A 25,727-nucleotide genomic window follows, 5' to 3' on the forward strand; every position below is an offset into this window, starting at 1 on the left:
CCTGAACCACTCCCTGAGTAGTCCCCACCGCAGCACCTGACGCGATCGCCGCTCACGTCGTCGGGCTGATCACCCCTGCCCTGAAACACCCCACGACCTGACCGGGAGTACGCCCTCGTGGCCACTTTCCTCTACAAACTCGGCCGGCTCTCGTTCCGGCGGCGGCATTTCGTCGCCCTGATATGGGTGGCCCTGCTGACCCTCGCCGGTGTCGGCGCGGCCAGCGCCCCCGCCGCGGGCAACAGCTCGTTCTCCATCCCCGGCACGGAGGCCCAGAAGGCCTTCGACCTGCTGGAACAGCGCTTCCCCGGTGCGAGCGCCGACGGAGCCACCGCACGCGTCGTCTTCAAGGCGCCGAGCGGCGAGAAGATGACCGACCCCGGCAACAAGGCGACGGTCCAGGAGGCCGTCAAGGAACTCGCCGACGGTTCCGAGGTCGCCCGCGTCACCGACCCGTACCAGGCGAAGGCCGTCAGCAAGGACGGCACGATCGCGTACGCGCAGGTGTCGTACAAGGTCTCCGGCATGGAGCTGGAGGACTCCTCCCGCGACGCCCTTCAGGACAGCGCGCAGGACGCGCGCAAGAGCGGGCTGACCGTCGAGATCGGCGGTGACGCGCTCCAGACGGTCCCGCACACCGGCTCCAGCGAGATCATCGGCATCGCGGTCGCCGCGGTCGTCCTCGTCATCACCTTCGGCTCACTGGTCGCGGCCGGTCTGCCGCTGCTGACGGCGCTCATCGGCGTGGGCATCGGCGTCTCCGCGATCACGGCGCTGGCCAGTGTGCTGGATCTGGGCTCGACGACCTCCACCCTGGCGATGATGATCGGCCTGGCGGTCGGCATCGACTACGCCCTGTTCATCGTCTCCCGCTACCGCGCCGAACTGGCCGAGGGCCGCGACCGCGAGGAGGCGGCGGGCCGGGCCACCGGCACGGCGGGCTCCGCCGTCGTCTTCGCGGGCCTGACGGTCGTGATCGCCCTGGTGGGTCTCTCGGTCGTCAACATCCCGATGCTGACCAAGATGGGTATCGCGGCGGCCGGCACGGTGGCCATCGCGGTGCTGATCGCCCTGACCATGATCCCGGCGCTGCTCGGCTACGCGGGCCGGCGGGTGAAGCCGATGGGGGAGAAGGGCAAGCGGTTCGGCCGGGCTTCGAAGAACCCGTCGAAGGAGCCGTCGAACAAGCCGGAGCGCCCCAACCTGGGCACACGCTGGGCGAGCTTCGTCGTGCGCCGCCCGATCGCGGTGCTGCTGCTCGGTGTCATCGGCCTCGGCGCGGCGGCCGTCCCGGCGTCGAGCCTGGAACTGGGCCTGCCGGACGACGGCTCCCAGCCCACCTCCACCACCCAGCGCCGCGCCTACGACCTGCTGTCCGAGGGCTTCGGCCCCGGCTTCAACGGCCCGCTGATGGTCGTCGTCGACGCGAAGGGCAGCGATGACCCGAAGGCGGCCTTCACCCAGGTCGGCGACGAGATCAAGGGCCTGAAGGACGTCGTCACGGTGACGCCGCCGGCGCCCAACAAGGCCGGCGACACGGCCACCATCACCGTGATCCCGGGCTCCCAGCCGTCCTCCGTGACGACCGAGAACCTGGTGCACGGCATCCGGGACGCCGGCGCGGGCATCAAGGCCGACACGGACGCGAACGTCCTGGTCACCGGCAGCACCGCGATGAACATCGACGTCAGCGAGAAGCTCAACGACGCGCTGATCCCCTATCTGGTCCTGGTGGTCGGCCTGGCCTTCCTCCTCCTGATCGTGGTGTTCCGCTCGATCCTGGTCCCGCTGAAGGCGGCCCTCGGCTTCCTGCTGTCGGTGATGGCGGCCCTCGGCGCGGTGGTCGCGGTCTTCCAGTGGGGCTGGCTGTCGGACCTGATGGGCGTGGAGCAGACGGGCCCGGTCATGTCGATGATGCCGATCTTCATGGTCGGCGTGGTCTTCGGCCTCGCCATGGACTACGAGGTGTTCCTCGTGACCCGGATGCGGGAGGCCTACGTCCACGGCGAGAAGCCGAGCCAGGCGATCGTGACGGGCTTCCGGCACGGCGCCCGGGTGGTGACGGCCGCGGCGGTCATCATGATGGCGGTCTTCGCCGGCTTCATCGGCTCGTCCGAGTCGATGGTCAAGATGATCGGCTTCGGCCTGGCGATCGCGGTCTTCTTCGACGCGTTCATCGTCCGGATGGCGATCGTCCCGGCCGTCCTGGCCCTCCTCGGCCGCAAGGCCTGGTGGCTGCCCAGGTGGCTGGACCGGGCCCTGCCCAACGTGGACGTCGAGGGCGAGGGCCTGCGCCCGGACTCCGGCCGCGGGGACACGGACCGGGAGCTGGTACGCGCCTGACGTTCCGCTGTCCGTAGCGAAACCGGCCGGTGAGGGCTCCGTGGGGACGGGCGCCCTCACCGGCTCTTCCGTGCTCATGCCCCTCAGAGGCTGCGGGCGGTGATGTCGCCGTAGGCGGTGGTCGCGCGGATGTTCAGGCCGGCGGCGGCGCCGTCGGCGTTCATCAGCGTGTTGTGGATCCGGCCGAAGCCGGTGCCGGCGTCCAGGGTGGCGGAGACGCCGCGGCCGGCGCCGACCGAGATCTCGCCGTGCTCGGTACGCAGCTCGACCGAGCCGCCCATGGCCTCGGCGACCCGGATGTCGCCCTTCTGGGTGCTGATCTCCGCGGTTCCGCCCAGCCGTCCGACCGAGACGTCGCCGGCGAGGAGGGTGAGACGGGCGCCCTCGGTCTCGTCGAGCTTGACCGAGCCGTGCTGGCCCTCGAAGGCGACATCGCCGAGCCGTCCCACGCCCCGGAACTCGGAGCTGGCCGCCTTCGCCTCGACACGGGAGCCGGCGGGCAGCTGGACGGTCACCTCGACGGACCCGGAGTTGCCGAGGATCCGGTTCTTCGCCGGTGCGGCCTCGATCCGCAGCACACCGTCGCCGAACTCGACGCCGATCTGCTCCGCCGCCTTCACGTCGCGGCTGCTCGAGCTGTCCGCGGGCCGGACCTCGACGGTGGTGTCGTCCCGGTCGGCGGCGATGAACTGGATACGTCCGGCGGGGATGTCGAGGACGGTGGAGATCGGGGCGGGGGTGGTGAACTTCTGCATCGTGCTCTCCTTCAGCTCGCTGTTTCCGATGAAGGAAACGCTACGTTGCGTTCATGACTCTGGCAACAGGCTCGTTGCGCTTGGCGGGCATAAGTGCAGATGAAAGCAGCAATTTCGTTGCAATGGTGGTCGATTTAATGCAACGTCGTCTCAACCTTCGTTGCAATGGAATGAAGATGAACGCTATGCTGAGGGCATCTGAGGAGAACGAAGGAGATCGCGATGCCGGGAGGCAGGCTCACCCAGCAGGAACGTCAGCAGATCGCGCTGGGACTGGCCGACGGCCTCGCCTACGCGGAGATCGCCAGACGGGTCGACCGCCCGACCTCGACCATCACACGCGAGGTCATGCGCAACGGCGGCCCCACCGCCTACCGTGCCGACCTCGCCCACCGCGCCACCGAGCACCGCGCCCACCGGCGCCGGCAGGCCACGTCCCGGACGGCGGAGGCGCCCCCGCAGGCCCATGGCCGCGACTCCGAGGCCGTGCGTGAGTACGAAGAGGTGTTCACCACCGTCATGATGGCCTCGGGTATGACGACGATGCCGGCCAGGGTGATGGCCTCCCTCACCCTGACCGACAGCGGCAGTCTCACCGCGTCCGAACTCGTCGAGCGCCTCCAGGTCAGCCCGGCGTCCATCTCCAAGGCGATCGCGTTCCTGGACAGCCAGGGCCTCGTCCGCCGGGAACGCGACCAGCGCCGCCGCGAGCGCTACATCGTCGACGACGACGTCTGGTACCAGTCGATGATGGCCAGCGCCCGGTCCATCGCCCAGCTCGTCGAGACCGCCCGCCAGGGCGTCGGCGTCCTCGGCCCCGGAACCCCGGTCGCCGCCCGGCTCGAGAACATCGCCCGCTTCCTCGACTTCGTCAGCGAGAGCACGGCCCGCGCGGCGGAGCAGGCCCGCGAGATCCTCCGTACGAAGGCCGAGTGAGCCTGAGGTCTGTCGTTTGGATCACGCCGCAGACGCGGGGTCTGGCACGCTTATCTGCCGCACAACAGGCCCTGGAGGTCGCCGCCCCTGTGGTCGTCCCGTCTCAGGCGTGCGGATGCAGGACGACCTTGGTGTAGCCCTCGACCCGCTTGTCGAACTTGTCGTACGCCGACGGGGCCTGGTCGAGCGGCAGTTCGTGCGAGACGACGAAGCTCGGCTTCGCGCGGTCCTCGATGATCATGTCGCGCAGGTGACGGTTGTACCGCTTGACGTTGCACTGCCCGGTGCCCATGCGGAGCCCCTTCTCGAAGAGGCGTCCGACGGCGACCATCAGCATGCCCTGCTTGGCCTGCTCGTCCGGTCCGCCCGGGTCGCGCGGGACGTACAGACCGGGCACTCCGAGAGCGCCCGTCGGCCGGACCGTCTCGACGAGCGAGTTCAGCACGATCGCCGGTTCCTCGCGGTCCTCGCCCTGCGCCTGGGCCTGGTAGCCGACGGCGTCGACACCCTTGTCCGTGCCCTGGCCGTCGGTCTGCTCCTTGATCTGCTGGGCCGGACTGCCCTGGGTGAAGTCGATCGGCACCGCGCCGATCTCCCGCGCCTTCTGCAACCGCTCGGCCACCCGGTCGACCACGAACACCTTGCTCGCACCGCGCAGCATCGCCGAGTAGGCGGCCATCAGCCCGACCGGACCTCCGCCGTACACGGCGACGCTCTCACCGGGACGCACATCGGCCAGTTCGTTGCCGTGGTAGCCGGTCGGGAAGATGTCGGCGAGAAGGACGTAGTCCGTCTCCTTCTCGGTGCCCTCGGGGAGCTTGAGGCAGTTGAAGTCGGCGTACGGAACCCGTACGTACTCCGCCTGGCCCCCTGTGTAAGGCCCCATCGCGACATAACCGTAGGCGCCGCCGGCGAAGCCCGGGTTCACCGTCAGGCAGAAGCCCGTGAAACCCGCCGTGCAGTTCTTGCAGAAGCCGCAGGCCACGTTGAACGGCATGACCACCCGGTCGCCGCGGCTGAGCGACGTGACTCCCTCTCCTGTCTCCTCGATCACCCCGAGGTTCTCGTGACCGAACACGATGCCCGGCTCGGCGGCGGTACGGCCCTCGTACATGTGCAGGTCCGAACCGCAGATGGCCGTCGACGTCACCCGCACGATCACATCGTTCGGGTGCTGGATCCGGGGATCCTCCACTTTCTCTATCGCTACCTCGAAGGGGCCCTTGTATACGACAGCCCTCATCGTCAGCACCTCCATCTGTGCCGTGGCTCATATACCAGGCTGGTACATGATGGGACGATTTGCACTAAGAGAAGACACCCGGACAGGAAAAGGATCCACCGCCTTGTCACGACGTATCGGAACATTGCTCGTATCGGTCTCCGGCCTGTCCGGCACGACCTACCCGGTGGGCACCCGCGTGGCCATCCGGGGCACCGGAGGGTCCGTCGACGGCTTCGTCGACGGGGACTGGCTGCCGCTCGCGTGGTGGGAGTTCGCGGATGTCGCGCAGGGGGACGACGTGCGCTGAATCCCCCTCGCGTGTCCGATACACGGACCGCTAGCGTGCCCCCATGACGACGACAGCCGCCACTGACGCCGAAGGCTCCGGAGCACACCCCCTTTTCGCCCAGGCCCTGCGGGACCTGGGGCTGGACGAGGTCGTGCCGCTCGTCCGGCGCTTCCCGGAAGCCACCCGTACCGCGGCCGAGGCCGCCGCCGCTCTCGGGTGCGAGCTGAGCCAGATCTGCAAGTCGCTGATCTTCGCGGCGGACGGGGTGCCCGTGCTGGTGCTCATGGACGGGGCCTCCCGCGTCGACCTCGAACTGGTGCGCAAGGAACTCGGTGCGGACAAGGTCACCCGGGCCAAGGTCGATGTCGTGCGGGAGACGACCGGCTATGCCATCGGCGGTGTGCCGCCCTTCGGGCACCGGACGAAGACGCGTGTGCTCGCCGACCGGTCCCTGCTCGGCCACGAGACCGTGTGGGCGGCGGCCGGGACGCCCTACACCGTGTTCCCCATGACGCCCCGCGACCTCGTCGCCCACGCCGGCGCCACCCTGGTGGACGTGCGCGAGAGCGCCGCGTGACGCCGCTGGTCACGGCCGCCGTGCTGCTCGCCGCCGTGACCCACGCCAGCTGGAACGCCATCGCGCACAAGATCACGGACAAGCTCGCCGGGTTCGCGCTCATCTCGGGCGGCGGAGTGGTCATCGGGCTGGCGCTCGCGCCGTTCGTGGCGTTCCCGGCGGCCGGGGCGTGGCCGTATCTGCTTCTCTCCGCCGCCATCCACATCGCCTACTACGCGCTGCTGATGAAGTCCTTCCGGCTGGGCGACTTCGGGCAGGCCTACCCCATCGCGCGCGGTACCGCGCCCCTCGTCGTGACCCTGCTCGCCGCGCTCTTCGCGCACGAGGTGCCCGACGGGTGGGCCGCCGCCGGGATCGCCCTGTCGTGCGCGGGGCTGACCGGCGTCGCCCTGTGGGGGCTGCGCGGGCGCCGGCCCGACTGGGCGGCGATCGGGGCGGCCCTGGCGACCGGGCTGACGATCGCCGTGTACACCGTGGTGGACGGGCTGGGCGTACGCGCGTCGGGCTCCCCGCTCGGGTACATCGCCTGGCTGATGGCCGTGCAAGGGGTCGTCATCCCCGCGTACGCCCTGAGCCGCTGGCGCGGGCGGACCGTCGCCCTGCTGCGGCCGTTCGCCGGGATCGGGCTCCTCGGGGCCGCCCTCTCCGTCGCCGCCTACGCCCTCGTCCTGTGGGCCCAGACCAAGGCCGAGCTCGCGCCCATCGCCGCCCTGCGCGAGTCGTCGATCATCGTGGGCGCGGCGATCGGGGCCGTGTTCTTCAAGGAGCGGTTCGGCGCTCCGAGGATCGCGGCGGCCGGGCTGCTCGTCGTCGGGATCGGGCTGATGCTGCACGCCGGATAGGCAAGGCGGGTGCACTCGCCGCAGCTGAGGAGCACCCTGGAACTAGGTCTTCCGGAGGTGATCGTCATGATGCACACCCGAGCGGGATGGCACGTCGAGATGGAGTTCATGGAGGACGACCAGCACACGCGCGCGGTCGCGCTGGTCCGGCTGCCCGACGGCACCGAGGTACGGGCGCACGGGGCGGCCAGCCGGCACCGGTCCGACACCAACCAGCCCAGGGTCGGAGAGGAGATCGCCGGGGCCCGGGCGCTCAACGAACTCGCCATGCAGTTGCTGACCAAAGCCCATGAGGAGATCGACCAGGCGTCCGGGCGGGTCTCCCACCCGATCCACGTCTAGAGCCGTACGGCCGGGTGATCGGCGGTCTCAGAGGCCGAGGGACTGCCGTACGGCCCGCACCAGCCCCTGCGCCCGCGGATCCGCCGTGACCGTCTTCCGGAAGCCGTTCGTGACATAGCCGAAGGCGATCCCGGACTCCGGGTCCGCGAAGCCCAGGGCGCCGCCGCGGCCCGGGTGGCCGAAGGAGCCCGGGGCCAGGAAGGGCGAGGCGCTGCCGTGCAGCATGTAGCCGAGGCCGAAGCGGGTTCCGACCACCAGGACGCGGTCGGGGCCCGCCGACTCCTCGGCCCGGGCCAGCTCGACCGTCTCCGGCGTGAAGAGGCGGGCGGCGCCGGCCGTGTCGCCGATCAGCGTCGCGTAGAAGCGGGCCAGTCCGTCCGCCGTCGCGATGGCGTTGGTCGCGGGCAGTGCCGCCGCGCGGTAGGCCGGGTCGTTCTGGTCCGGGAACGGGGTGATCGCCGCGAAGGCCCGGCGGGTGAGGGAGGCCGGGTCCTCGTAGGCCTCGGTGACCGAGCGCTTCGGCCGGGCGCGCAGGCCCCCCGTCGGCTCGGGGCCCTCGACGCGGCCCGCGCGTCCCACCCGGTGGGCCTCCGCCTCGGGCAGGCCCAGCCAGAGGTCCAGGCCCAGCGGGCCGGTGATCCGCGCCGCGAGCCACTCGCCCGCGCCCTGCCCGGTCACGCGCCGCACCAGTTCGTCGAGCATCCAGCCGTAGGTGAGCGCGTGGTAGCCGTGGTCGGTGCCGGGCTCCCACGCGGGGGTCTGGGCGGCGACCGCCTCGGGGCCCCGCAGCGGGTCGAGGGCCTGCTCGGGGGTGAGGGGGTGGTCGAGGACCGGCAGGCCCGCCCGGTGGTTCAGGACATGCCGGACCAGCACCCGCTCCTTGCCCCGCGCCTTGAACTCCGGCCAGTAGTGGCCCACCGGCGCGTCCAGGTCCAGCTGTCCCCGCTGGTGCAGCAGCAGGAGTACGGCGACGGCGACGCCCTTCGTCGCCGAGCGCACGACCTGGGCGGTGCCGCGCTCCCAGGGGGTCGTGCCGTCGATGTCCTTCGTGCCGGCCCACAGGTCGACGACCCGCTGGCCGTCCCGGTAGACCGCGACCGAGGCGCCCCGTTCGCCGAGCGTCTCGAAGTTCCGTACGAACGCTTCCCTGACCGGCTCGAAGCCCTCGGCGACCGTGCCGTTCACATCCACGTCCGTACTCCTCGTCCTGCTGGGTTGTTCCCCTCTACCCAAGCAGGATCGTCACGTCGATGTTCCCGCGGGTCGCGTTCGAGTACGGGCAGATCTCGTGGGCCGCGTCCACCAGCCTGGTCGCGAGGTCGGGGTCGACGACCGGCAGGGAGACGCTCAGGGCGACCGCGAGGCCGTAGCCGTGCTGCGCGTTGGGGCCGATGCCGACCTTCGCTGCGACCGTGGAGCCGGCCAGGTCGTAGCCCTCGCGGTTGCCGACGAGGATCAGCGCGTTGTGGAAACAGGAGCTGTAGCCGGCCGCGAAGAGCTGTTCCGGGTTGGTGCCGTTGCCGTCGCCGCCGAGCTGCGGGGGCATCGCGACCTTGAGCTCGATCTGGCCGTCCTGGCTGGTGACGTAGCCCTCACGGCCGCCGTGAGCGGTGGCCTCCGCGACGTACATGATCTTCGTCGGGCGGGTGTCGACGGCGGGGCCGTCAGTCATGCTGTCCTCCCCCGGAACCAAGTGTGCACAAACACATCGTGCACAAGGTACTGGCCGGTAACCGGCCTGCGCCAGCAGGGGGTGGCAACCCGGGGTAACCGGCGGTCAGCGGGCCCGGTCGGCCGCCGACTCCGCCCTCTCGGCCAGGTGCCACAGCTCCTCGCGGAGCCGCGCGATCTCCGTGCCGTCCAGGCCCGTCGCCGTGAGCAGGGCGCCGGGCACGCATGTCGCGCGCTCCCGGAGTTCCTCCCCGCGCCCGGTCACGGCCACGAGCACCGACCGCTCGTCCCGCGCCGAGCGTTCACGCCGCAGCAGACCCGCCGCCTCCAGCCGCTTCAGCAGCGGGGAGACCGTGCCGTAGTCGAGGCGCAGGGCCGCGGCCAGTTCCTTGACCGTGGTCTCGCCGCGCTCCCAGAGGACCAGCAGCACCAGGTACTGGGGATAGGTGAGGCCGAGGTCGTCGAGGAGCGGGCGGTACGCGGCCGTCACCGCGCGCTGGGCGGCGTACAGCGCGAAGCACAGCTGCTCGTCCAGCAGCAGCGATCCGGCGTCCTCTTCGTTCGTCACGCGCCCATTGTCACGGACGGGCCTCGGCGGCCGGCACGGAACGCGGATCGAAACCGAACGGCAGCTCCAGCCGGTGGGCGCGCATCAGCTCCTCGTCACAGAGCAGTTCGCCGGTCGGGCCGTCGGCGGCGATCACGCCCTCGCTGAGGACCAGGGCGCGCGGGCACAGCTCCAGGGCGTAGGGGAGGTCGTGCGTGACCATCAGGACCGTCACGTCCAGCGAGCGCAGGATGTCGGCCAGTTCGCGGCGGGAGGCGGGGTCGAGGTTGGAGGAGGGCTCGTCGAGGACGAGGATCTCCGGCTCCATCGCCAGGACGGTCGCGACGGCCACGCGGCGGCGCTGGCCGAAGGAGAGGTGGTGCGGCGGCCGGTCCTTGAACTCCGCCATGCCGACCCGCTCCAGGGCCCGGTCCACGCGCTCCTCCAGCTCCGGCCCCTTCAGCCCGGCCGCCGCCGGCCCGAACGCCACGTCCTCCCGGACGGTGGGCATGAAGAGCTGGTCGTCCGGGTCCTGGAAGACGATGCCGACCCGGCGCCGGATCTCGGCCATGTGCCGCTTGCCGACGGGCAGCCCGGCGACCCGCACCGTGCCGGCGCCGCCGGTCAGGATGCCGTTGAGGTGCAGCACGAGGGTCGTCTTGCCGGCGCCGTTCGGCCCGAGCAGCGCGACCCGCTCACCGCGCGCGATCGAGAAGTCGACGCCGAAGAGGGCCTGGTGCCCGTCGGGATAGGCGAAGGCGAGGCCGGAGACCTCCAGAGAAGCAGTCACAGAGTCCATCCCAGCAGACAGACGACGAGAGCCGCGCCCGGGAGGGCGAGCGCGTACGACCACTGCGCCCGGGACGCGGTCACCTCGTCGATGACCGGCATGGCACCGGCGTAGCCCCGGCTGACCATGGCCAGATGCACGCGTTCGCCGCGTTCGTAGGAGCGGATGAACAGCGCGCCGGCGGACTTGGCGAGCACGCCCCAGTGCCGGACGCCCTTCGCCTCGAAGCCGCGGGACTCCCGGGCGATCCGCATGCGCCGCATCTCGTCCGCGATGACGTCGCCGTAGCGGATCATGAAGGACGCGATCTGCACGAGGAGCGGCGGCAGTTTGAGGCGCTGCAGGCCCAGGAGGAGCGCGCGCAGGTCGGTGGTGGCGGCGAGGAGCACGGAGGCGGCGACGCCGAGTGTGCCCTTGGCGAGCACGTTCCAGGCACCCCACAGACCGTTGACGCTCAGGGACATCCCCAGGACGTCGACCCGCTCGCCCTCCGCCACGAACGGCATGAGCACCGCGAACGCGACGAACGGCACCTCGATCAGCAGCCTCCGGAGCAGGAAGCCGGCGGGCACGCGCGCGGCGCCCGCGACGGTGCCCAGCAGCACGGCGTACCCCCCGAACGCCCATATCGCCTCGCGCGGCGTCGACACCACGACCAGCACGAAGGCGAACACGGCGGCGATCTTGGTGTGCGGGGGCAGGGCGTGCACGGGCGAGTGCCCGTGCCGGTAGAGCTTGTGCGCGTGCCCTGCTCCCATGTCAGACGCTCGTGGTGCTCGACGTGTCGGTCGGGGACGTGTCGTCCGAGCGGCGACGGCGTACGGCCCAGAAGACCCCGGTGCCCGCGACCACCGTCACACCCACGCCGATGACGCCCGCCAGGCCCCCGGACAGCCGGGCGTCGTCGACATCCCTGACGCCGTAGTCGGCGAGCGGGGAGTCGGCCGCGTCGTGCTCCTCGGCCTTCTTGTCGATGCCGTGGTCGGTGGCGACCTTCTCCAGGCCGTCCGGGTCGGCCGAGGCGTAGAAGCTGACGAATCCGGCCAGGAGGAGGGAGGCGACAAGTCCGGCGGCCCACACCCGGCGGTGCGAGGTCCGGGCGGCCACGGGCGCGGGCTCGGGCGCGGGCTCGGCGTCGGGCGCGTCGACCAGTTCGCCGTTCACCCGCAGCTTGAGCTTCTGCGTGAGGCCGCGCGCGCCGTAGACCAGGTCCGGGCGTACGGCGATGACCGCGCCGACGGTCAGCGCGGTGATCGCCGCCTCGCCGATGCCGATCAGGAGGTGCACGCCGACCATGGCGGTGGCGACCTTGCCGATGGACACGTCGGCGGTGCCGCCGACCGCGTACATGAGCGTGAAGGCCAGAGCGGCGGCCGGGACGGAGACGAGGGCGGCGACGAAGGAGGCCGCGGTGACCGACCGGCGGGTGCGGGGGAGCACCTTCACCAGACCGCGGAAGAGGGCGTAGGCGACGACCGTCGTGACGATCGCCATGTTGGTGATGTTCACGCCGAGCGCGGTCAGGCCGCCGTCCGCGAAGAGCAGGCCCTGCATCAGCAGGACGACGGAGACGCACAGGACCCCTGTGTACGGGCCTACCAGGATCGCGGCCAGCGCGCCCCCGAGCAGATGGCCGCTGGTCCCGGCCGCCACGGGGAAGTTGAGCATCTGCACCGCGAAGATGAACGCCGCCACGAGGCCGGCCAACGGGGCGGTGCGCTCGTCGAGTTCGCGCCGCGCGCCGCGCAGGCTCACGGCGACGGCGCCCGCGGCGATCACCCCGGTGGCGGCGGAGGTGGGGGCGTCCATGAATCCGTCAGGTACATGCACGCTTCGATGATGTGGCTTGATGCGAACGCTTTGCAAGAGCGTGACGCTTGTCTTATCTCACCCGCGATCTCGCCGCGATATGTTCGGGCTCCGAGGGCGCAATCCGGAAAATATGCGACATTGGAGAGGAAGCGGACGCACAGTTTCCGCACAGGTTGCGCACGGTGAAGGGGCCGTCCGATGTCCGTAGTCGAGCAGTACGCGCGAGCCCACATCGTCACGGACGCGGCCGTCCCGTTGATCGATGAGCTGGAGGCGGTTCCGGTCACTCTGCGGTACGACCCCGACCGGGACCCCCGGGTGGTGGGCATCAAGCTTCCGGGCCCCGGGGGGCGCGAGTGGACCTTCGGCCGTGAGCTCCTGGAGGAGGGGCTGCGGGCCCCCAGGGGCAGCGGTGAGGTGCGGGTGTGGCCGTGCGGCCGGGTGCAGGCCGTGGTGGAGTTCCACTCCGCTCAGGGAGTGCTGGTGGTGCAGTTCGAACGACAGGCACTGCTGCGGTTCCTGCGGCGGACCTATATGGCCGCCGCGGAACCGGTCACCCACTGACCTTTCGGGTCAGCCGCCCGCCTTCAGCAGCGCCGCCACGATCGGCCCGGCCGTCTCACCGCCGTGCCCGCCCTGCTGGACGACGCCCGCGGCCGCCAGATCACCCCGGTAGGCGGTGAACCAGCCGTTCGGCTTCTTCTGCCCGTCGACCTCGGCCGACCCGGTCTTGGCGCCGACATCGCCGCTGACCCCGGACATCGCCTCCGCCGCCGTCCCGGCCGCGGCCGTGTACGACATCAGCTCGCGGATCTGGGAGGCCGTGCCCGCCGGCATCGGGCGCGAGGCCTTGGCGAGCTTGCGCCCGTCCACGTCCGGGGAGACCAGGTACGGCTGGTGGAAGGTCCCGGTCTTGACCGTCGCCGACACCGACGCCATGTTCAGCGGGTTCATCCGGACCCCGCCCTGCCCGATCAGCGAGGCCCCCATCTGGGCCGCCGACTGCACCGGCACGGCGCCGTCGAAGGACGGCACACCGATCGCCCAGTTGTTCATCCCCAGGCCGAAGACCTGCTGGGCCTCCTTGGTCAGGTCGTCGTCCTTGAGCTTCGGCGCCTGGCTGATGAAGGCCGTGTTGCAGGAGCGGGCGAAGCTCGCCTTGAACGTGCCGTCCTTGATCTCGAACTTGTCGTCGTTCTGGAACTTCCAGTGCCCGTACGTGAAGTACTTCGGGCACGGGTGCTTCTTGTCCGCCGAGCCCAGGCCCTTGTCGAGCAGCAGCGAGGCGGTGATGACCTTCATCGTGGAGCCGGGCGCGAGCGAGCCCTGGAAGGCCGTGTTGAAACCGGGCGAGGCGTTGGCGGCGGCCAGGATCTCGCCGGTCGAGGCCCGCATGACGGCCACCGACGACTTGGCCTTCTTCGCGACCTGCTTCTCCGCCGCCGCCTGGAGGGCGGGGTCCAGTGTGGTCTTCACCGTGCCGGGCGTGCCCTTGCTCAGCTCCAGCAGGGTCTTGTCGGAGAGGTCGTCCGACTTGGCCGACTTCCCGCGCACGACCCGCAGCTCGATGCCGGCCTTGCCGCCGGCCTCCTTGCCGTACTTCTCGCGCAGGCCGTCCAGCACCGGGCCGAGCGAGGCGTACTTCTGCTTGGTCAGCTCGCCCCCGTCCCGGTCGAGCGCCTTGACGGGGGGCGTGCCCGCCTCGCCGGTGACCAGCTTGTCGCCGTCCTTCAGATCCGGGTGGACGACCGCCGAGTGCCAGTCCACCAGCGGCTTTCCGTCGCTGCTGCGGCGGACGACGGTCAGCGCGCTCTCGTAGGCCAGCGGCTTCTCGGTGTCCTTGTACGCCACGGTGCCCTTGACGGAGAACGGCACCTTGTCACCGGTGGGCTTGCCCGGGGTGAGGGTGACGTCCTTGATCCGGGCGTCCTTGGTGTAGCCGGTGAGCAGGGCCGTCGCCGCGGCGGCCTCGTCGGTGGCCGCGGCGGCCCCCGGGACCTTCCCGGACTGCCAGGCGGTGAGGAAGGCGCGGGCGGTGGTGGTGACCTCGGTCGCCGACAGCGGGCCGGTCTTCACCTCGGGCTTCTCGTCCGACGATGCCCGGGTCCCGTCGTCGGCGGCCGCGCCGCCGCCGAACAGCGCGTAGGCGCCGAACCCGGCGCCCCCGACGACCACGGCGATCACCCCGCCGATCACGGCGGGTCTCGTCTTCCGTCGCTCGGCGACGCGCCTTCTGTTGCCCACTGCTAGTCCGTTCCTCCGCGAATCCCCAGGGTCCCCGTTGCCCTCAGCTGTCCCAACGACGCCCACCACCCTAGAGTCCCGTCCCGCGTGGGTGAGATCAGCCACCCGTTCGTAGCACGGCTGCGACAATCGGCCCGGCCGCGTCGCCGCCGTGACCGCCCTCCTCGGTCATGGCCGCAGCCGCGACGTCGCCCCGGAATCCGGTGAACCAGCTGTTGGACTTGGCGTTGCCGTCGACCTCGGCGGAACCGGTCTTGGCGCCGATGTCGCCGCCCAGCCCCCGCATGGCCGCCACGGCGGTGCCCTGTGTGGCGGTGAGCCGCATCATCTGCTTCAACTGGGCGGCGGTGCCCGCCCGCAGGCCCTCGGCCCGCGCGAGCTCCCTGTCGTCCAGCTCCGGCGACACGAGGTAGGGCTGGCGGAAGCTGCCGGTGATCGCGGTCGCGGTCACCGAGGCCATGTTCAGCGGGCTCATCTGGACCTGGCCCTGCCCGATCGCCCCGGCCGCCCGGTCCGGTCCGCCGACCGCGGGGACACTGCCGTCGAAGGAGACGATGCCGGTCTTCCAGTTGTCCTGCCCGAGCCCGAAGCGCCGCTCTGCCTCCTGCGTCAGCGAGGCGTCGGTGAGCGGCTTCTCGTCGATGAGCTTGATGAAGGCGGTGTTGCAGGACCGCATGAAGCTGTTGGCGAGCGTGGCGCCCTCGTCTGGCTTCATGCCGGTGAGGTTCTTGAAGGTCTGGCTCTGCCACACGGCGGTGTCCGGGCAGGGCGCCGGGCCGTTCATCGAGGTCACGCCGTTGTCGATGAGCATCGCGGCGGTGACGATCTTCATGGTGGAGCCGGGGGCGGCCTGCGCCTCGAAGGCCGCGTTGAAGCCGTCCGTACGGTTGTTGGCCACCGCCAGGACCTCGCCGCTGCTCGGCTTGACGGCCACCACCGACGACTGGGCGAACCGCTTGACCGCCTTCTCCGCCGCCGCCTGCGCGCCCGGGCTGATGGTGGTGGTGAGCTTGCCCGGCTTGCCCTCGGCGAGGGTGAGCAGCGGAGTGTCGGCGACTCCCTCGCCGGCGTGCCGGATCACCAGCTCGACGCCGGGGGTGCCGCCGGCCTCCTTGCCGTACTTGGCGCGCAGGGCGTCCAGGACCGGGCCGAGGGAGGGGTACTTCTCCTTCGTCAGCTCGGTGCCGTCACGGCCGACGGCCTCGATGGGCGGGTTGGCCGACTTCTCGGTGACGAGCGTGTCGTCCTTCTTCAGCCCGGGGTGCACGACGGCGGGCCGCCAGTCGACCAGGGCCCGCCCGGTGGTGAGCCCGCGCACGACCTTCAGCTCGCTCTTGTAGTCGAGCGGCTCGGACTTCCCGTCGTAGGCCACCTCGGCCTTCACGGTGTACGGCACGGTGGTGCCGCGCGCCGTGCCGGGCGTGATCTTCACGTCCCTGATGTGCGCGTCGTCCCCGAAAGCGGTGAGCAGCAGCTCGGCGGCCGCGTCGTTGTTCGTGTACGACGCCGCCGTCGCTGCCTCGCCCTTCTCCCAGGCCGCGAAGAACTTGGCGGTGGTCTCCTCGACCTCGTCCTTGCCGGGCGGCCCCGACTTCTCCTCCGCGGCCACGCCGCTCGTGCCCCCGTCGCCGGTCAGCGCGCTCACGATGTTGAAGGCGCCGTAGCCGGCCCCGCCCACCATCACCGCGAACACGCCGCCTATGACAGCGACCTTGACCCCCTTGGCCATCAGGCCGTCCCCTCCCCGTTGAGCCTCCACGCGCTCCTTTGAACGCGTTCAGAAAGCTCGATCCCGGGAGCACTCTAGGGGGGAAGCGGTTACCACAGGTACGGGTGTTTCGATTCTTGACCGAAACGTAGGTCAGACCCAGGTATCCAGCCACATCCTGGCCCGCCAGTCGTCTATGGGGATGGCCGTGCCGGTGTACAGGGGCCAGAAGTAAATGAAGTTCCAGGCGATCAGCAGGACCAGGACGCCCGCGCCCGTGGCGCCCGCGACGCGGCGGGTGTCGGAGGAGCGGGGCGGGCCGACGATCGCGCCGAGGAGCATCGCCACCGCCAGGCACAGGAACGGCAGGAAGACGACGGCGTAGAAGAAGAAGATCGTGCGCTCCTGGTACATGAACCAGGGCAGGTAGCCGGCCGCGATGCCGCAGGCGATGGCGCCCGCGCGCCAGTCGCGGCGGAAGAACCAGCGCCACAGGACGTAGAGGACCGCGAGGCAGCCGACCCACCACAGCAGCGGCGTGCCGAGGGCGAGCACCTCACTGGCGCACTTGCCGCCCGCGTCGGACGGGCAGCCGCCCTTGCCGGGTGCCGGGGACTCGTAGAAGTACGACACCGGGCGGCCGAGGACGAGCCAGCTCCACGGGTTGGACTGGTACGTGTGCGGCGAGGACAGGCCGACGTGGAACTCGTACACCTGGTGCTCGTAGTGCCACAGGCTGCGCAGCCAGTCGGGCAGGAACGTCCAGCTGCCGCCCTTGCCGCTGGTCGCGGCCCAGTTGCGGTAGTAGCCGCCGGAGCCGTCGGTGGCGGAGAGGATCCAGCCGGTCCAGGCCAGGACGTAGGTGACGAGGGCGACCGGGACCGTGGCGAGGAACGCGAGGCCCAGGTCGCGCCTGAGGACCGCCGAGTACGGGTGCCGGGCACCGGCCACCCGGCGCGAGGCGACGTCCCACAGGACCGCCATCACGCAGAACGCGGCCAGGATGTAGAGGCCGTTCCACTTCGTGCCGAAGGCCAGACCCAGCATCAGGCCGGCCGCCCAGCGCCACGGGCGCCATCCCAGGCGGGTCGTTTCGGCGGTGTGCCGGTCGGGCCGGACCCGGCCGTCGGCGTCCACCGGGAGCGCGGCGGCGAGTTTCTCGCGGGCCTTGTCGCGGTCGACGAGCAGACAGCCGAACGCGGCCAGCACGAAGAACATCAGCACGCCGTCGAGCAGCGCCGTGCGGCTCATCACGAAGTGCAGGCCGTCCACCGCCATCAGCGCGCCCGCCAGACAGCCCAGGAAGGTGGAGCGGAACAGCCGGCGGCCGATCCGGCAGAGCATCAGCACGGAGAGCGTGCCGAGCACCGCCGTCATGAAGCGCCAGCCGAAGGGGTCGAAGCCGAACAGCAGCTCGCCGATCCCGATGACGTACTTGCCGACCGGCGGGTGCACGACATACGCCGCGTCCGTCGGGATCGTGACGTGCCCGCCCGACAGGATCAGATCGTTGGCGTTCTTGTCCCAGTTGACCTCAAACCCGCGGTGGACCAGACCCCACGCGTCCTTGGCGTAGTACGTCTCGTCGAATATCACCGCCTTGGGGTTGCCCAGGTTCCAGAACCGCAGCACGCCCGCCAGCAGCGTGACCAGCAGCGGGCCGATCCAGGCCGACCAGCGCACCAGCCGTCCCGCCAGGGCGTGCGGCACGCCGAGCGCCGCCCACAGCCGCGGGCTCGGCTCGGTGTACGGCGGCACCAGACGGTCACGGACGTCGCGGGCGTCGCTTCTGGGCTGCCCCTGGTAGCCGAAGCGGCGCAGCCGCTGCTGCCAGGACGGCCGCTGCTCGAGCGGCGCCTGGCCCTGCCGGGTGTCCGTGGAGGACGCGGTACTGGTCACCGCGCCATCGTAGGGAACCGTTCTGTGTGAGTCCCGTGCATGGCCGGTATGCGTCCGCATCCTCCGCCCCTGGGAGGATGGTGAGGTGACTGGAATCCTCGTACTCGCAGGTACCCCCATCGGCGACATCGCGGACGCCCCGCCCCGGCTCGCCGACGAATTGGCCGGAGCCGATGTCGTCGCCGCCGAGGACACACGGCGGCTGCGGCGGCTCACCCAGGCGCTGGGGGTCACGCCCAAGGGGCGGGTCGTGTCGTACTTCGAGGGCAACGAGGCCGCGCGGACGCCCGAGCTGGTCGAGGAGCTGGCGGGCGGGGCGCGGGTGCTGCTGGTCACGGACGCGGGGATGCCGTCGGTGTCGGACCCCGGGTACCGGCTGGTCGCGGCCGCCGTCGAGCAGGACATACGGGTCACCGCCGTGCCCGGCCCGTCCGCCGTGCTCACCGCGCTCGCGCTGTCGGGGCTGCCCGTGGACCGGTTCTGCTTCGAGGGGTTCCTGCCGCGCAAGGCGGGGGAGCGGCTGGGACGGCTGCGGGAGGTGGCCGGGGAGCGGCGCACCCTCGTCTACTTCGAGGCTCCGCACCGGCTCGACGACACGCTGGCGGCGATGGCCGAGGTGTTCGGCGCGGAGCGGCGGGCCGCGGTGTGCCGGGAGCTGACCAAGACGTACGAGGAGGTTCGGCGGGGGCCGCTCGGGGAGCTGGCCGAGTGGGCCGCTGAGGGGGTGCGCGGGGAGATCACCGTGGTGGTGGAGGGGGCGCCGGCGCCAGGGGCGGAGGATGTCGGGCCCGAGGAGCTGGTGCGGAGGGTTCGGGTGCGGGAGGAGGCGGGGGAGCGGCGTAAGGAGGCGATCGCGGCGGTGGCGGTGGAGGCCGGGGTGCCGAAGCGGGTGGTGTTCGATGCCGTTGTCGCCGCGAAGAATTCCGGCTGACGGTTGTCTGGGCTGGTCGCGCAGTTCCCCGCGCGCCTGAAGGGGCGCGTTCCCTAAGAGGGGCGTAAACACCCTCTGAGCAGGGCGCATGTCGTTTGAGCGTGCGCCCCATGTGAGGGCAAAGGCGACGGGGCTCTGGGGCAAGGAACGCCCAAATCGGCGCCAATAGTCGACAGGTCTGCTGCCTTCGGTCCGGCTGAGGAGTCCACTGGGTTGCGGGGACGGAATCGTCCTCACGCCACAGCGGAACAGGAGCTGGCATGAGTGAGATCGCAGGGCAGACCGGGCTCCGCGCCGGTGCGACCGCCGTCGTCAACGAGTCGTACTCCTTCGCCTGCATGCGCTGCGGGCACGGCTGGGAGCAGTCGTACGAGATAGAACACCACACGGACGCCGCCGGGCACGAGTTCGTCCTCTACGTGGCGGACGGCAAGGTCGTGCCCTCCCCCCTGTCCAAGCCCACGTGCCAGAACTGCGACGGCCACGTCGTACGGATCATGCGGCCCGGGCGGGTCGAGTCGGCGCGCAACGCCGCGCGCAGGCCCCACCGCGTGCCGCCGCCCGGCGGGCCCGTGGAGGCGCCCGAGGCAGCGGCGGAGGCCGGACAGGAGGAGCGCGAGCACCACCACTGGCATCTGTCCGACCTGCTGCACCCCTTCCAGCGCAAGGCGAGCTGACCCGTCCGGTTCCCTTGTCGACGCCCTCCCCGGTCCTCCCCCATCGGGGAGGGCGTGCCCCTTTCGTAGGATCGGGGCATGCCTTCGAACGACTCCGGCAAGCACGCCGCGCCCCCGCTCCCGGACCCCCTCCGGGTGCCGGTCGCCGACTCCCACACCCACCTGGACATGCAGTCCGGCACGGTCGAGGAGGCGCTGGCGAAGGCGGCCTCGGTCGGAGTGACGACGGTCGTGCAGGTCGGCTGCGACCTCAAGGGCTCGCGGTGGGCCGCCGAGACCGCGGCCGCGTACGACGCCGTCCACGCGACGGTCGCCCTGCATCCGAACGAGGCCCCGCGCATCGTGCACGGCGACCCTGGGGGCACCTCCCAGCCCCCTGGGGCTGGGGGAGGCTGGTCGAGGCAGGGCGCCCGCGAGCCGGGCGGACAGGCAGCGCTGGACGAGGCGCTCGCCGAGATCGACCGGCTGGCCGGGCTCGAGCAGGTCAAGGGCGTCGGCGAGACCGGACTCGACTACTTCCGCACCGGGCCCGAGGGCAAGGAAGCGCAGGAGAGGTCCTTCCGCGCCCACATCGAGATCGCCAAGCGGCACGGCAAGGCCCTGGTCATCCACGACCGCGAGGCCCACGCCGACGTCCTGCGTGTGCTCAAGGAGGAGGGCGCTCCCGAGCGGACCGTCTTCCACTGCTACTCCGGCGACGCCGAGATGGCGGAGATCTGCGCGAGCGCGGGCTACTTCATGTCCTTCGCCGGCAACGTCACCTTCAAGAACGCCCAGAACCTGAGGGACGCGGTGGCCGTCGCCCCGCCGGAGCTGCTGCTGGTGGAGACGGACGCCCCCTTCCTCACACCGGCGCCGTACCGCGGGCGGCCCAACGCCCCGTACCTCGTGCCGATCACGGTGCGGGCCATGGCCGAGGTGCGAGGCGTCGACGAGGACACGCTGGCCACGGCCCTCGCGGCGAACACGGCACGCGCCTTCGGCTACTGAGCCGCCCACCGACCCGCCCGCCACCTCACCGCACGACTGTGCGTAGTCGCGTCGCTTTGGAGAGTGACGACCGCTCCGCTAGGTTCTGGGGGCCCGATCCGGACCCCTCTGGACCCCCTCCGGCCCCTGGAGCGTGTCGGCGTGAGCAACTCGCAGTACGAGACGTACGAGACGTACGAGCGGTACCAGGCGTATGGCCCGGCCCACGCGGAGCCGGTGCGCGGCGGCTTCGACGGTGCCTACGAGGACACCTACCGGCCCGCCTACGAAGTGCCGCCGCCGCCGCTGCCCGGGATGCCCCGGCAGGGCACCCCGGAGGATGATCAGGACGATCCGGCACCGGCGTCCGTCCCGCGCCCCACGCGCGCGGAGTCGCGCGCCGAATCACGCGCCGAGTCACGCGCCGAAGCCCGCGCCGGTTCGCGCGCCGCGGCGCGCACCGGCTCGCATCGCAGGTCCGCGCGCCGACGCAAGGCGCGGTACGCCGAGCGTCCGGACGGCTCCATGCGGCGGCTGCTCCCGCAGGCCCTGGTCGTCGCCTTCCTGGCGGGCGGCACCACGGCGTTCGTCGCCAAGGACAAGGCGATCGAGCTCAACGTCGACGGCAGGGCCCGCACGCTGCACACCTTCGCCGACGACGTCACCGAGCTGCTCTCGGAGGAGGGCGTCGAGGTCGGCGCCCACGACGTGGTGGCACCCGGGCCCGGCACGGAGATCGCCAGCGGCGACGAGGTCGCCGTGCACTACGCCCGTCCCGTGCGGCTCACTCTCGACGGGCACCGGCGCGAGGTGTGGACGACGGCCCACACGGTCGCGGGGGCGCTCAGAGAGCTCGGAGTACGGCAGGAGGGCGCGTACCTGTCCGCCTCGCGCTCCCGGCAGATCGGCCGTGAGGGGCTCGCGCTGGACGTGCGGACCGAGCGCACGGTCACGATCATGGCGGACGGCCGGGCCCGTACCGTCCGGACCAACGCGGCGACCGTGCGGGAGGCCGTGGACGAGGCCGGGATCACCCTGCGCGGCCAGGACACCACGTCCGTCCCGCAGGGGAGCTTCCCGCGCGACGGACAGACCGTCACGGTGCTGCGGATCACCGGCGGCAAGGAGGTCCGCGAGGAGGCGATCCCCTTCCAGACGCGGCGGAGCGAGGATCCGACCCTGTTCCAGGGCACGGAGGTCGTGGAGCGCGCCGGCGAGGCGGGCCTGCGCCGGGTCACGTACTCCCTGCGCACCGTCAACGGCGTCAAGCAGAAGCCGCGCCGGATCCGGGCCGAGGTGGTGCGCGAGCCTCGCCCGCAGGAGGTGAAGGTCGGCACGAAGCCGCGACCGACGTCCGTGCAGGGCGCCGACCACCTGAACTGGCAGGGCCTCGCGGCCTGCGAGTCCGGCGGCCGCCCCGACGCGGTCGACTCCTCGGGCACGTACGGCGGCCTCTACCAGTTCGACACCCACACCTGGCAGTCCCTCGGCGGCAGCGGCCGCCCCCAGGACGCCCCGGCGGCGGAACAGACCTACCGCGCGAAGAAGCTCTACGTACGGCGGGGCGCGAGCCCGTGGCCGCACTGCGGGGGCCGCTTGCACGGGTGACGGCGTCGCAGAGGACATGCCTGCCGCCCTAGCGGCGGGCACACGCGCCGCCCCCCCACCTGCGGGCACACGCGCCGCCCCCCCCACCTGCGGGCACACGCGCCGCCCCCCCCACCTGCGGGCACACGCGCCGCCCCCCCCACCTGCGGGCACACGCGCCGCCCCCCACCCCCCAGCTGCGGGCATGCGTGCCGCTAGGGGCGGCACGGGTGGGCGCAGCGGCACCCCGCAACGCCGGGCTGCGCACCGACCCCGCCCCCAGCCCCGACGCCGGGCTGCGCCCCACCCGCCCCCAGCCCCGCAACGCCAGGCTGCGCACCCACCCGCCCCCAGCCCCGCAACGCCGGGCCGCGCGCCCACCCGCCCCCGCCCCGACGCCGAGCGACCAGGAAACCGGCCCCCGTAAGACCCCCCGTACCCTTGTCCCCGTGACCACCCCCGCCCCCGACGCCCTCCTCGGCCCCGCCGACGTCCGCGAACTCGCGACCGCCCTCGGCGTACGCCCCACCAAGCAACGCGGCCAGAACTTCGTGATCGACGCGAACACCGTCCGCCGTATCGTCCGCACCGCACAGGTCCACCCCGACGACGTGGTCGTCGAGGTCGGCCCGGGGCTCGGGTCCCTCACCCTCGCGCTGCTGGAGGCCGCCGACCGCGTCACGGCCGTCGAGATCGACGACGTGCTCGCCGCCGCGCTGCCCGCGACCATCACGGCCCGTATGCCGGAGCGCGCCGACCGGTTCGACCTCGTCCACTCCGACGCGATGCACGTCACGGAGCTGCCGGGCCCCGCCCCGACCGCGCTGGTCGCCAACCTGCCCTACAACGTGGCCGTCCCGGTGCTGCTGCACATGCTCGCCACCTTCCCGACCATCGACCGCACGCTCGTCATGGTGCAGTCGGAGGTCGCCGACCGCCTCGCCGCCGAACCCGGTTCGAAGGTGTACGGCGTGCCCTCCGTGAAGGCCAACTGGTACGCCGAGGTCAAGCGCGCGGGCGCCATCGGGCGGAACGTCTTCTGGCCCGCGCCCAATGTCGACAGCGGTCTGGTCTCCCTCGTCCGCCGGACCGAGCCGATCAAGACGACGGCCTCCAAGAAGGAGGTGTTCGCCGTCGTCGACGCGGCGTTCGCCCAGCGCCGCAAGACGCTGCGGGCCGCGCTCGCCGGCTGGGCCGGTTCCGCGGCCGCCGCCGAGAAGGCCCTCGTCGCCGCCGGGGTGTCGCCGCAGGCCCGGGGCGAGTCCCTGACCGTGGAAGAGTTCGCGCGTATCGCCGAGCACAAGGCGAACCAGCACCAGGAGAAGGAGCCCGTGTGAGCGTCACGGTCCGTGTCCCCGCCAAGGTCAACGTCCAGCTGGCGGTGGGCCCCGCCCGGCCCGACGGCTTCCACGACCTGGCCAACGTCTTCCTCGCCGTCAGCCTCTACGACGAGGTCACCGTGACCCCGGCCGACGAACTCCGCGTCACCTGCGAGGGCCCGGACGCGGACCTGGTCCCCCTGGACCGTACGAACCTTGCGGCCCGGGCGGCGATCGCGCTGGCCGAGCGGTACGGCCGCAGCCCCGACGTCCACGTCCACATCGCCAAGGACATCCCCGTCGCCGGCGGCATGGCGGGCGGCAGCGCGGACGGTGCCGCCGCCCTGGTGGCCTGCGACGCGCTGTGGGAGACCGGTGCCTCGCGTGACGAACTGCTCGCCATCTGCGCCGAGTTGGGCAGCGACGTGCCGTTCAGCCTGGTCGGCGGGGCGGCCCTCGGCATCGGGCGGGGCGAGCAACTGACCCCCCTGGAGGTCGGCGGCGCCTTCCACTGGGTGTTCGCCATGGCCGAGCGGGGCCTGTCCACCCCGGCCGTGTTCCGCGAGTTCGACCGGCTCGGCGAGGGCACGGACATCCCCGAGCCCGTCGCCTCCCAGGAACTCCTCGCCGCCCTCGCCAAGGGCGACCCGGACGCGCTCGCCGCCGCCGTCTCCAACGACCTCCAGCCCGCCGCCCTCTCCCTCTACCCGGAACTCGCCGGCACCCTGGCCACCGGCCGTGCCGCGGGCGCCCTCGCCGCCCTGGTCTCCGGCTCCGGCCCGACCACGGCGTTCCTGGTCCGCGGCCCGGAGTCGGCGGCCGCGGTGGCGCAGGCGCTGCTGTCCTCCGGCACCTGCCGGACCGTGCGGACGGCCTCGGGGCCGACGCCCGGGGCGATGGTGGCCGGGCTTTAATCGCGTGCGGCGGCCACTGCCGGGCGCTTAGGCTCCGCCGGTTGTTTCGAGGGCGGGGGCTACAGGCGTGGAGAGACTGGTCGCGGCGGTACGGCGCGGAGACCCGGAGGAGGTCACGGCGCTGCTGGAGTCCGGGGCCGACCCCGACACCCTCGAAGACGGCCTCCCGGTCCTCTGCCTGGCCATGGCGGCCTACGACGAACCCGTCGCCGAGGCGCTGCTCCAGGGCGGCGCCGACCCCCTGCGCCGGCTGCCCGACGGGACCACCCCGCTGTTGCGGGCGGTGGACGGGGGCTCGTACGCGCTGACCGAGGCGCTCGTACGGCATCGCGTACCGCTGCCGCTCCCGGACCGCGAGGAACTGCTGGCCCGCGCCCGGAGTCGGGCCGAGGCGGGCGCGGAGGCGGAACTGCGGCGCAGGACCGGCCGTACCGAACCCGTCGAGCGGGTCCGGGTCGAGGACGGCGAGATCGGCTGGTGGTGCGAGCAGCTCACGCTCGGTGGGGTGACCGTGCGCGACGAGCACCTGGCGATCCTCACCGCCCTGGAGGCGCGCTACGGCACCCGGACCCCCTTCGACGAACTGGTCGCGCGTGCCCTCGCCCGCCCCGACCGGGACCACATCGTGTGGTCCCAGGCCGTGTTCACGCTCGGACGCCGGTTCGACGAGGAGACCTGGGAGTGGAGCAGAGACCTGCTCAACCACCCCGACCGGCTGTTCGCCTCCTCGCCGCCGACCTGCTGCTGATCCTGGTCCTCGGGGACTTCGTCCTGGGACGCGACCCGTTCTGCAACCGGGGCAGGGAGCTCGTGCCCTGGGCCGAGCAGGAGGAGGACCCGGAGGTGCTGGCGGTCCTGCTCCAGGCGATGGGCCACGACACCACCCCGGAGACCGAGGCCGTCGGCCTGTCGTATCTCACCCATCCGGACCCGGGTGTGCGCGCCCTGGTGCCGGACACCCTGTGGCTGCCCGAGGACGGCCGGTCCCCAGACCGCCCCGCGAGCCTGAAGGCGGTGCTCACCCTGGCCCGTGACCCGGACCCCGACGTACGCCAGGCGGCCTGCTACTGGCTCACGCACTACCGGGGGCACGAGCCGGAGACCGGGGACGCGCTGGTCGCGCTCACCCATGACGAACGGCAGCGGACCCGGCTCTACGCCGTGTCCGGCCTGGCCCGGCGGGACGACCCGCGCTGCGTGGCGGCCGAGCACCGGATCGGCCCCGTCGGCGAGGAGCTGGGGCAGGACGAGATGCTGTTCGATGTGTGGCGGTACCAGCAGCGCCTGCGGGAGGCGGCCGAGGGCGGCTGACCGGTCCGGCCGGAGCACCCGCCCGCCCGACTACCCTGG

26 protein-coding genes are annotated in these 25,727 nt (G+C 71.9%); 15 read left to right on the forward strand and 11 right to left on the reverse strand.

The features are described 5' to 3' along the window. The first annotated feature begins 117 nt into the window (after positions 1 to 117). Positions 118 to 2,343 carry an MMPL family transporter gene (locus tag ACIBK5_RS10035; RefSeq protein WP_399018025.1) on the forward strand — a complete coding sequence of 742 codons (2,226 nt, stop codon included), beginning with the start codon at positions 118 to 120 and terminating at the stop codon, positions 2,341 to 2,343. An 83-nt stretch (positions 2,344 to 2,426) separates the two neighbouring features. Here the strand turns inward: ACIBK5_RS10035 and ACIBK5_RS10040 are convergent, their stop codons facing one another. Next, a complete protein-coding gene (locus ACIBK5_RS10040; protein WP_399018026.1) occupies positions 2,427 to 3,098 on the reverse strand; it encodes a DUF4097 family beta strand repeat-containing protein in 672 nt (223 codons plus the stop codon). Positions 3,099 to 3,320: 222 nt separating this feature from the next. Between ACIBK5_RS10040 and ACIBK5_RS10045 the strand changes: the two genes are divergently transcribed. Continuing rightward, positions 3,321 to 4,034 carry a helix-turn-helix domain-containing protein gene (locus ACIBK5_RS10045; protein ID WP_399018028.1) on the forward strand — a complete coding sequence of 238 codons (714 nt, stop codon included), beginning with the start codon at positions 3,321 to 3,323 and terminating at the stop codon, positions 4,032 to 4,034. Positions 4,035 to 4,137: 103 nt separating this feature from the next. On the opposite strand, the gene ACIBK5_RS10050 is transcribed toward ACIBK5_RS10045, so the two are convergent. Next, positions 4,138 to 5,277 (reverse strand): glutathione-independent formaldehyde dehydrogenase, encoded by a 1,140-nt coding sequence (locus ACIBK5_RS10050; RefSeq protein WP_399018030.1) that lies wholly within the window; start codon positions 5,275 to 5,277, stop codon positions 4,138 to 4,140. 103 nt (positions 5,278 to 5,380) lie between these two features. On the opposite strand from ACIBK5_RS10050, the gene ACIBK5_RS10055 reads away from it, so the two are divergent. The 4 genes from ACIBK5_RS10055 (at position 5,381) to ACIBK5_RS10070 (ending at position 7,309) form a co-directional block, all read left to right on the forward strand. Beyond that, entirely contained in the window at positions 5,381 to 5,566 is a 186-nt protein-coding gene (locus tag ACIBK5_RS10055; RefSeq protein ID WP_399018031.1) for a hypothetical protein, read from the forward strand. A gap of 43 nt (positions 5,567 to 5,609) precedes the next feature. After that, entirely contained in the window at positions 5,610 to 6,125 is a 516-nt protein-coding gene (locus tag ACIBK5_RS10060) for a YbaK/EbsC family protein (RefSeq protein WP_399018033.1), read from the forward strand. Next, positions 6,122 to 6,967, forward strand: coding sequence for an EamA family transporter (locus ACIBK5_RS10065; protein WP_399018035.1), 846 nt, complete (start codon positions 6,122 to 6,124; stop codon positions 6,965 to 6,967). The genes ACIBK5_RS10060 and ACIBK5_RS10065 overlap by 4 nt, the downstream gene beginning before the upstream one ends. A gap of 66 nt (positions 6,968 to 7,033) precedes the next feature. Next, a complete protein-coding gene (locus ACIBK5_RS10070; protein ID WP_399018037.1) occupies positions 7,034 to 7,309 on the forward strand; it encodes a DUF1876 domain-containing protein in 276 nt (91 codons plus the stop codon). Between the two features lie 27 nt (positions 7,310 to 7,336). On the opposite strand, the gene ACIBK5_RS10075 is transcribed toward ACIBK5_RS10070, so the two are convergent. From ACIBK5_RS10075 to ACIBK5_RS10100, 6 genes are all read right to left on the reverse strand, one after another. Further along, positions 7,337 to 8,500, reverse strand: a complete 1,164-nt coding sequence (locus ACIBK5_RS10075; protein WP_399018039.1) for a serine hydrolase domain-containing protein — start codon at positions 8,498 to 8,500, stop codon at positions 7,337 to 7,339. Positions 8,501 to 8,534: 34 nt separating this feature from the next. Then, positions 8,535 to 8,981 carry an organic hydroperoxide resistance protein gene (locus tag ACIBK5_RS10080; protein WP_399018041.1) on the reverse strand — a complete coding sequence of 149 codons (447 nt, stop codon included), beginning with the start codon at positions 8,979 to 8,981 and terminating at the stop codon, positions 8,535 to 8,537. Positions 8,982 to 9,086: 105 nt separating this feature from the next. Further along, on the reverse strand, positions 9,087 to 9,548 hold the full coding sequence (locus ACIBK5_RS10085; protein ID WP_399018043.1) for a MarR family winged helix-turn-helix transcriptional regulator: 462 nt from the start codon (positions 9,546 to 9,548) through the stop codon (positions 9,087 to 9,089). Between the two features lie 10 nt (positions 9,549 to 9,558). After that, positions 9,559 to 10,326, reverse strand: a complete 768-nt coding sequence (locus ACIBK5_RS10090) for an energy-coupling factor ABC transporter ATP-binding protein (RefSeq protein ID WP_399018045.1) — start codon at positions 10,324 to 10,326, stop codon at positions 9,559 to 9,561. Then, positions 10,314 to 11,075 (reverse strand): cobalt ECF transporter T component CbiQ, encoded by a 762-nt coding sequence (gene cbiQ / locus ACIBK5_RS10095; protein ID WP_399018047.1) that lies wholly within the window; start codon positions 11,073 to 11,075, stop codon positions 10,314 to 10,316. The genes ACIBK5_RS10090 and cbiQ overlap by 13 nt, the downstream gene beginning before the upstream one ends. A gap of 1 nt (position 11,076) precedes the next feature. Continuing rightward, the gene (locus ACIBK5_RS10100; RefSeq protein ID WP_399018048.1) at positions 11,077 to 12,147 is read right to left on the reverse strand and encodes an energy-coupling factor ABC transporter permease; all 1,071 of its coding nucleotides are present in this window, start codon (positions 12,145 to 12,147) and stop codon (positions 11,077 to 11,079) included. Positions 12,148 to 12,327: 180 nt separating this feature from the next. On the opposite strand from ACIBK5_RS10100, the gene ACIBK5_RS10105 reads away from it, so the two are divergent. Next, on the forward strand, positions 12,328 to 12,693 hold the full coding sequence (locus tag ACIBK5_RS10105; RefSeq protein ID WP_399018050.1) for an SsgA family sporulation/cell division regulator: 366 nt from the start codon (positions 12,328 to 12,330) through the stop codon (positions 12,691 to 12,693). 9 nt (positions 12,694 to 12,702) lie between these two features. On the opposite strand, the gene ACIBK5_RS10110 is transcribed toward ACIBK5_RS10105, so the two are convergent. The 3 genes from ACIBK5_RS10110 to ACIBK5_RS10120 all read right to left on the reverse strand — a co-directional run bounded on the left by ACIBK5_RS10110 (position 12,703) and on the right by ACIBK5_RS10120 (position 17,980). Beyond that, positions 12,703 to 14,373: a penicillin-binding transpeptidase domain-containing protein gene (locus ACIBK5_RS10110; RefSeq protein WP_399018052.1), complete on the reverse strand. Its 1,671-nt coding sequence runs from the start codon at positions 14,371 to 14,373 to the stop codon at positions 12,703 to 12,705. Between the two features lie 97 nt (positions 14,374 to 14,470). After that, positions 14,471 to 16,102: a penicillin-binding transpeptidase domain-containing protein gene (locus ACIBK5_RS10115; RefSeq protein ID WP_399018331.1), complete on the reverse strand. Its 1,632-nt coding sequence runs from the start codon at positions 16,100 to 16,102 to the stop codon at positions 14,471 to 14,473. Between the two features lie 132 nt (positions 16,103 to 16,234). Then, the gene (locus tag ACIBK5_RS10120; protein ID WP_399018054.1) at positions 16,235 to 17,980 is read right to left on the reverse strand and encodes a dolichyl-phosphate-mannose--protein mannosyltransferase; all 1,746 of its coding nucleotides are present in this window, start codon (positions 17,978 to 17,980) and stop codon (positions 16,235 to 16,237) included. 85 nt (positions 17,981 to 18,065) lie between these two features. Between ACIBK5_RS10120 and rsmI the strand changes: the two genes are divergently transcribed. The 8 genes from rsmI to ACIBK5_RS10160 all read left to right on the forward strand — a co-directional run bounded on the left by rsmI (position 18,066) and on the right by ACIBK5_RS10160 (position 25,688). Further along, positions 18,066 to 18,911: a 16S rRNA (cytidine(1402)-2'-O)-methyltransferase gene (rsmI, locus tag ACIBK5_RS10125; protein ID WP_399018056.1), complete on the forward strand. Its 846-nt coding sequence runs from the start codon at positions 18,066 to 18,068 to the stop codon at positions 18,909 to 18,911. A gap of 260 nt (positions 18,912 to 19,171) precedes the next feature. Next, on the forward strand, positions 19,172 to 19,588 hold the full coding sequence (locus ACIBK5_RS10130) for a hypothetical protein (protein ID WP_399018058.1): 417 nt from the start codon (positions 19,172 to 19,174) through the stop codon (positions 19,586 to 19,588). A gap of 78 nt (positions 19,589 to 19,666) precedes the next feature. Continuing rightward, a complete protein-coding gene (locus ACIBK5_RS10135; protein WP_399018060.1) occupies positions 19,667 to 20,578 on the forward strand; it encodes a TatD family hydrolase in 912 nt (303 codons plus the stop codon). 141 nt (positions 20,579 to 20,719) lie between these two features. Then, a complete protein-coding gene (locus ACIBK5_RS10140) occupies positions 20,720 to 22,165 on the forward strand; it encodes a ubiquitin-like domain-containing protein (RefSeq protein WP_399018062.1) in 1,446 nt (481 codons plus the stop codon). A 428-nt stretch (positions 22,166 to 22,593) separates the two neighbouring features. Beyond that, a complete protein-coding gene (gene rsmA / locus ACIBK5_RS10145; protein WP_399018065.1) occupies positions 22,594 to 23,481 on the forward strand; it encodes a 16S rRNA (adenine(1518)-N(6)/adenine(1519)-N(6))-dimethyltransferase RsmA in 888 nt (295 codons plus the stop codon). Continuing rightward, complete coding sequence (locus ACIBK5_RS10150) at positions 23,478 to 24,377, forward strand: 4-(cytidine 5'-diphospho)-2-C-methyl-D-erythritol kinase (protein WP_399018067.1); 900 nt, start codon at positions 23,478 to 23,480, stop codon at positions 24,375 to 24,377. The genes rsmA and ACIBK5_RS10150 overlap by 4 nt, the downstream gene beginning before the upstream one ends. A gap of 67 nt (positions 24,378 to 24,444) precedes the next feature. Next, positions 24,445 to 25,125 (forward strand): ankyrin repeat domain-containing protein, encoded by a 681-nt coding sequence (locus tag ACIBK5_RS10155; protein ID WP_399018069.1) that lies wholly within the window; start codon positions 24,445 to 24,447, stop codon positions 25,123 to 25,125. Continuing rightward, positions 25,059 to 25,688 carry a HEAT repeat domain-containing protein gene (locus ACIBK5_RS10160; RefSeq protein WP_399018071.1) on the forward strand — a complete coding sequence of 210 codons (630 nt, stop codon included), beginning with the start codon at positions 25,059 to 25,061 and terminating at the stop codon, positions 25,686 to 25,688. Before ACIBK5_RS10155 ends, ACIBK5_RS10160 begins: the two co-directional genes overlap by 67 nt. Positions 25,689 to 25,727: the final 39 nt, after the last annotated feature.

It is taken from the genome of Streptomyces sp. NPDC050546, assembly GCF_044457425.1.
Taxonomy (GTDB): Bacteria; Actinomycetota; Actinomycetes; order Streptomycetales; family Streptomycetaceae; genus Streptomyces.

Coding starts and splice junctions, on each gene's coding strand:
- ACIBK5_RS10040 (WP_399018026.1), bottom strand. CDS start 3,098: ATGCAGAAGTTCACCACCCCCGCCCCGATCTCCACCGTCCTCGACATC.
- ACIBK5_RS10045 (WP_399018028.1), top strand. CDS start 3,321: ATGCCGGGAGGCAGGCTCACCCAGCAGGAACGTCAGCAGATCGCGCTG.
- ACIBK5_RS10050 (WP_399018030.1), bottom strand. CDS start 5,277: ATGAGGGCTGTCGTATACAAGGGCCCCTTCGAGGTAGCGATAGAGAAA.
- ACIBK5_RS10060 (WP_399018033.1), top strand. CDS start 5,610: ATGACGACGACAGCCGCCACTGACGCCGAAGGCTCCGGAGCACACCCC.
- ACIBK5_RS10070 (WP_399018037.1), top strand. CDS start 7,034: ATGATGCACACCCGAGCGGGATGGCACGTCGAGATGGAGTTCATGGAG.
- ACIBK5_RS10080 (WP_399018041.1), bottom strand. CDS start 8,981: ATGACTGACGGCCCCGCCGTCGACACCCGCCCGACGAAGATCATGTAC.
- ACIBK5_RS10090 (WP_399018045.1), bottom strand. CDS start 10,326: ATGGACTCTGTGACTGCTTCTCTGGAGGTCTCCGGCCTCGCCTTCGCC.
- cbiQ (WP_399018047.1), bottom strand. CDS start 11,075: ATGGGAGCAGGGCACGCGCACAAGCTCTACCGGCACGGGCACTCGCCC.
- ACIBK5_RS10105 (WP_399018050.1), top strand. CDS start 12,328: ATGTCCGTAGTCGAGCAGTACGCGCGAGCCCACATCGTCACGGACGCG.
- ACIBK5_RS10115 (WP_399018331.1), bottom strand. CDS start 16,102: ATGGCCAAGGGGGTCAAGGTCGCTGTCATAGGCGGCGTGTTCGCGGTG.
- ACIBK5_RS10130 (WP_399018058.1), top strand. CDS start 19,172: ATGAGTGAGATCGCAGGGCAGACCGGGCTCCGCGCCGGTGCGACCGCC.
- ACIBK5_RS10135 (WP_399018060.1), top strand. CDS start 19,667: ATGCCTTCGAACGACTCCGGCAAGCACGCCGCGCCCCCGCTCCCGGAC.